This window comes from Saccharothrix hoggarensis (genome assembly GCF_042678885.1).
In the GTDB taxonomy this organism is placed as follows: Bacteria; Actinomycetota; Actinomycetes; order Mycobacteriales; family Pseudonocardiaceae; genus Actinosynnema; species Actinosynnema hoggarensis.
The window spans coordinates 1-4848 of sequence record NZ_JBHTLK010000343.1 but is presented as its reverse complement, the minus strand read 5'-3'; the positions used below and the strand labels follow the sequence as shown (position 1 = coordinate 4848).

Genomic DNA, 4848 nt, shown 5'->3' with positions numbered 1-4848 from the left:
GCTGGTCGGCGACGTCCGCCGGGTCGGCCTCGGGCACGTCCGGCGGCTCGGGCGCGGCGTCGGGGCGTCCCACCGCGGCCTCCTCGTCCACGATCCCGGCGTCGGTCTCCGGCTCGACGGGGCGCACCTGGTCGGCCACGTCGTTCCACGGCTTCTCCACGCTCATCACGCTGACCCTCCCGTGCGGCTGGCGGACAGGACGGCGCCCGCCACGACCCAGGGTCGCAGCGGGCGGACGGATACGACGTTCAGGATTCGCTTCACACCACCATCGGGGGACTCGCCGCTCGCGGCGCCCGCCTCGACGCGTCACGAGACGCCGGGCGCTCGGCTCGACCACTCGACCGGGCACGCCGACCTGACCGGCGGGCAACCCACCGACCGAGCGGGGTTCGACGCCTCCGGGTCGCACTCGGACCCGCGGGCAGGCCGTCGAACCGATCCCCGCAGCGCGGTCACCTCCTTCGGCCGTCAGACCACTGTGGTCCGGCGGGCCGGAGGAGACCTCTCGCAGCGCTTCACCCGGCTGGTCCGCCGGGGCCTCGCACTCCTACCGTTCACCTCGATCACTCCCGGGCAACGTCACCAGGTCACTGACCGATACTTCTGATATAGCCACCGATGTGGACTGTGTCAAGTGGTCGGTCCGGTTCGCGTCAGGTGGTCCAGTCGTCCGCCAACCCCGTCACGACGGCCTGGTCGCCGGTCGCGCTGATCCGGGCCGTCACCGGGCCGAGGCGGAGGTCGGACAGCGTCAGCTCGCCCCACCGCTCCGGCACGTGCGGCCGGGTCGTGAGGGTCCGCTCCGGCACGTTCGGCTCCAGCCCGAGGAACGACCGCACCAGCAGCAGCGGCGACGCGCTCGCCCACGCCTGCGGCGAGCACGACGTCGGGTACGGCACGGGCGGGCTGAAGTCGGCGCGCGGGAAGCCGCAGTACAGCTCCGGCAGCCGTCCGCCGAATGCCGCCGCCGCGTCGAGCAGGCCGTCCGCCAACCGGTGCGCCAGCTCGACCGCGCCGGGCAGGTGGGCGTAGCGCAGCAACCCCGCGACGGCGATGGCCGTGTCGTGCGGCCACACCGACCCGTTGTGGTAGCTCATGGGGTTGTACGCGCCCATGGACGACGCCAGCGTCCGCAGGCCGTACCCGCTGTCCATGTCGGGGTCGGCCAGCCGCCGGATCAGCGCGGCCGCGTGCTCGTCGGTCGCGATCCCCGTCCACAGGCAGTGGGCGGTGTTGCTGGTGAGCGCGTCCACGGGCTGCTTGCGGCCGTCGAGCGCGACGGCGTACCACCCGCGGTCGGGCAGCCAGAACGACTCGGCGAACCGCTGCCGCAGCTTCTCGGCGCGCTCCCGCAGCCGGGCGGCGCCGGTCCGGTCGCCGAACCCCTCGGCCAGCTCGGCGCGCGCCAGGAACGCCGCGTAGGCGTAGCCCTGCACCTCGCACAGCGCGATCGGCGGGATCGCCTGCCGGCCCGAGGCGTCGTTGACGCCGTCGAAGCTGTCCTTCCAGCCCTGGTTCGCCAGGCCGCGGTCGGTGGCGCGCCGGTACTCCACGAACCCGTCGCCGTCGCGGTCGCCGTGCCGGTCGATCCACGCGATGGCGGCGTCGGCGGCCGGCAGCAACGAGCGCACCACGTTCTCGTCCGCGCCCCACCGGCGGCACTCCGCCAGCAGCATCACGAACAGCGGCGTCGCGTCGATCGTGCCGTAGTAGTGGTTGCCGCCCAGGACGGCCGTGCTGTCGGGGCCGAGGCGCAGCTCGTGCAGGACGCGTCCCGGCTCCTCCTCGGTCAGCGGGTCGACCGCGGTGCCCTGGGTCTCGGCGAGGGTCTGCAACGTCCCGAGCGCGAGGCCGACGTCCAGCGGCAGCGCCATCCACGCGGTCAGCAGGCTGTCGCGGCCGAACAGGGTCATGAACCACGGCGCGCCCGCCGCGACGAACGGCCTGCCGTCGCGGGCCGGGTCGTGGATGAGCAACGCGCCGAGGTCGCTCTCCGTGCGGCGCAACACCTGCGTCAGCACGGGGTCGGTCGCGGTGACGAGCGAGCTGGCCGCCCGCCACGCCCGGATCTTGCGCGCCGGACCGCTGCTCTCCAACCGCTCGCCGCGGTGGAACTGGGGCTTGACCTGCCGGCCGCCGATGGTCGGCTGCACGACGACCTCGGTCGACCACCGCCCGCCCGCGGGCACGACCACCTGCCAGCTCAACGCGCCGGGCACCACGACGGGTTCGGCGGTGGCCGTGAACGAGACGCCGCGGGAGCCGTCCTTGCGGTCGCGCAGCAGGAGTTCCGGCCCGGCGGCCGTGGCGTCCGAGCCGCCGTGCGCGGCCCGTCCTTCCTTGACCGCGAACAGGTCGGCGAAGTCGGCGTCCACGTGCAGGTCCAGCCGCACCGCGGTCGCCTCGCGGCCCAGGTTGTCGACCGTGATCGTCTCGCGCATGCCGTCGCCGACCAGCCGTTCCCGCACCAGCAGGAGCGTGCTGTCGGCCATGCCGGGGGCCGGCGGGCGGCGCAGCACGAACCGGGCCGCGAAGGCCTCCGGGTGCGACACCGACAACGCGTGCGGCGTGCGGCCGTCCAGCCTCAGCTGCCACCGCGAGACCACCCGCGCGTCGCGGTAGAACAGGCCGTGCGGGGTGCCGGGCTCGATGTCGCCGGTGCCGCCGGAGAGGCAGAACGTGCTGCCCTCGACCAACGTCGTGGTGCCGCCGGTGATGGCGGGCTCGCCCGCGTTGAACGGCTCGGGTGGCGGTTCGGCGGTCACGTGCGGTCCCCGGAGGCGTGCAGCGCGCCGTCGACGCCGCGGCCGCCGTCCAGCGCGTGGCCGCCGTGCAGGGCGTGGCCGTTGTGGGCCTGGCCGTTCAGGGCGCGGTCGTTGTGGGCCTGGCTGTTGCGGGCGTCCACGTTCCGCTCGTAGACCCGGTCGAGGGCCGAGTCGAGGGCGGCGTAGTCGCGGCGCAGCGCGGTCAGCGCGCCGTCGGGCGCGAGGTCCTGCCGGTACGCGGCCTCGTAGCCCGCGCCCAGCCCGTCGACGCCGAAGTGCCCGGCGACGTGCGCCCGGCACGCGGCCGGGTCGAGGTCGCGCACCTCGTGCAGCGCGGACACCAGCTCGTCGGGGTCGTCGCGGACCAACCCGGTGACGCCGTCCACCACGACCTCCGGCACCGCTCCCGCGCGCAACGCCACCACCGGCGTGCCGCACGCCATCGCCTCGATCATCACCATGCCGAACGGTTCCTCCCAGCGGATCGGGAACAGCAGGCACCGGGCGGCGGCGAGCAGCTTGCGCTTCTCGGTCGCGTCGGCGACGCCGAACACGTGGTCGCGGTCGGTCAGCCGGGGCCGGACCTCGCGCTCGAAGTACTCCTTCTCGACGGGCTCGGCGCACTTGCCCGCGAGCACCAGCGGGACGCCGGCGGCGTGCGCGGCCTCCAGCGCCAGGTGCGGCGCCTTGTCCGGGTGGAAGCGGCCGAGGAACAGCGCGTAGTCCTCCTTGCGCTCCCGGAACGGCCAGTCCTCGACGCGCAGCGCGTTGTGGACCGTGCCGACCCAGTTCAGCTCGGGCGCCAGCTCCCGCTGCCGGTCGCTGATGGCGACCAGGCCGACGTCGCCGCCCAGCTCGCGATAGTAGCGGCGCATGTCGGTGTCCACGGGCCCGTGCACGGTCGCCACCGTGGGCACGCCCAGGGCCGCGAACGCCGGCGCGTTGAGCGGGCCGGCGAGGGTGTGGTCGTGCACGACGTCCACCCCTTCGGCGGCGACCAGCCGTTCGACCTCGCGGCGGACGGCGGCGGCGTGGACCACCTCGGGGAACGGCTCGCCGAGGCGTTCGGGGACCGTGCGGTCCCAGACGGGGACGAACCGGGCCTTGGTGCCGGCCTCCCCCGCGCCCAGCAACGTCACCGCGTGGCCGCGGGCGACCAGGGCGTCGGCGAGGTCGGCCACGACGGCCTCCACACCGCCGTACGCCTTGGGCGGGACGTCGAAGTAGGGCGGGGCGACGAGCACGACGCGCAACCGGTCGTCGGCGCGGTCGATCGCGCGGCGTGCGGACGGGACGGCGGAAGGCAGGCTGCTCAAGGACGACCTCCTCGAACGGGCGAGCGGATCGTGGTTGGCACTCTTCGCCCTAGAGTGCTAACAAAGATCGTGGGTGGAGCGCAACACCCCTCGGATGGACATGGCGGCGATCACAACCGGTGTACCAGGAAAGGATGTGCGGTGACGGCGGTGGACGGGGACCTGGTGCCGTTGCGGGCCGATTTCGACGTGGTGTGGCGCGGTTACGACCGCGGCCAGGTGCGGCACTACGTGGACGGCGTCGAGGCCGAGCTGGGTGTGCTCGCGGTCGACCGCGACGCCGCCGTGGCGCGGGCCGACGACCTCGCCCGCCAGCTGGAGACGGCGCGCGCCGAGATCCGCGTGCTGCGGGAGCACATCGACCGGATCTGCCGCACGCCCGTCGAGCCCCACGCGCTCACGGAACGCCTGCGCCGCATGGTGGAACTCGCGCACGACGAGGCCGCGGAGATCACCGAGCGGGCGCGGGCCGTCGCCGAGAACCACTGGGCCACGGCGGAACACGCGGCCGCCCGGCTGCGGGAGCGGTCCGAACGGCTCGTCGACGACCTCGACGTCCGCAGGCGGGAGGCGGAGGCCGAGCACCGGGCGCTGATGCGACGGGCCCGCGAGCAGGTCGTGGCGGCCGAGCGCGAGGCCGAGCAGCGGCGGCGTGAGCTGGACGCGCGGGCCGAGGCGCTGCGCGAGGAGGTGCGGGCCGACTTCGAGGTCGCGATGGCCGCGCGACGGGCCGAGGCGATGGCCGCGATGGCCGAGGAGGAGGC

2 protein-coding genes and 1 pseudogene are annotated in these 4848 nt (G+C 74.6%); 1 reads left to right on the top strand and 2 read right to left on the bottom strand.

The window, feature by feature from the left end:
• Window positions 1–656: 656 nt before the first annotated feature.
• The gene (locus ACFQ3T_RS34240; RefSeq protein ID WP_380729898.1) at window positions 657–2768 is read right to left on the bottom strand and encodes an amylo-alpha-1,6-glucosidase; all 2112 of its coding nucleotides are present in this window, start codon (window positions 2766–2768) and stop codon (window positions 657–659) included.
• The gene (locus ACFQ3T_RS34235) at window positions 2765–4084 is read right to left on the bottom strand and encodes a glycosyltransferase family 4 protein (RefSeq protein WP_380729896.1); all 1320 of its coding nucleotides are present in this window, start codon (window positions 4082–4084) and stop codon (window positions 2765–2767) included. The genes ACFQ3T_RS34240 and ACFQ3T_RS34235 overlap by 4 nt, the downstream gene beginning before the upstream one ends.
• Window positions 4085–4225: 141 nt before the next feature.
• Between ACFQ3T_RS34235 and ACFQ3T_RS34230 the strand changes: the two are divergent.
• Window positions 4226–4848 (top strand): annotated as a pseudogene (locus tag ACFQ3T_RS34230) (cellulose-binding protein); the annotation flags it as partial.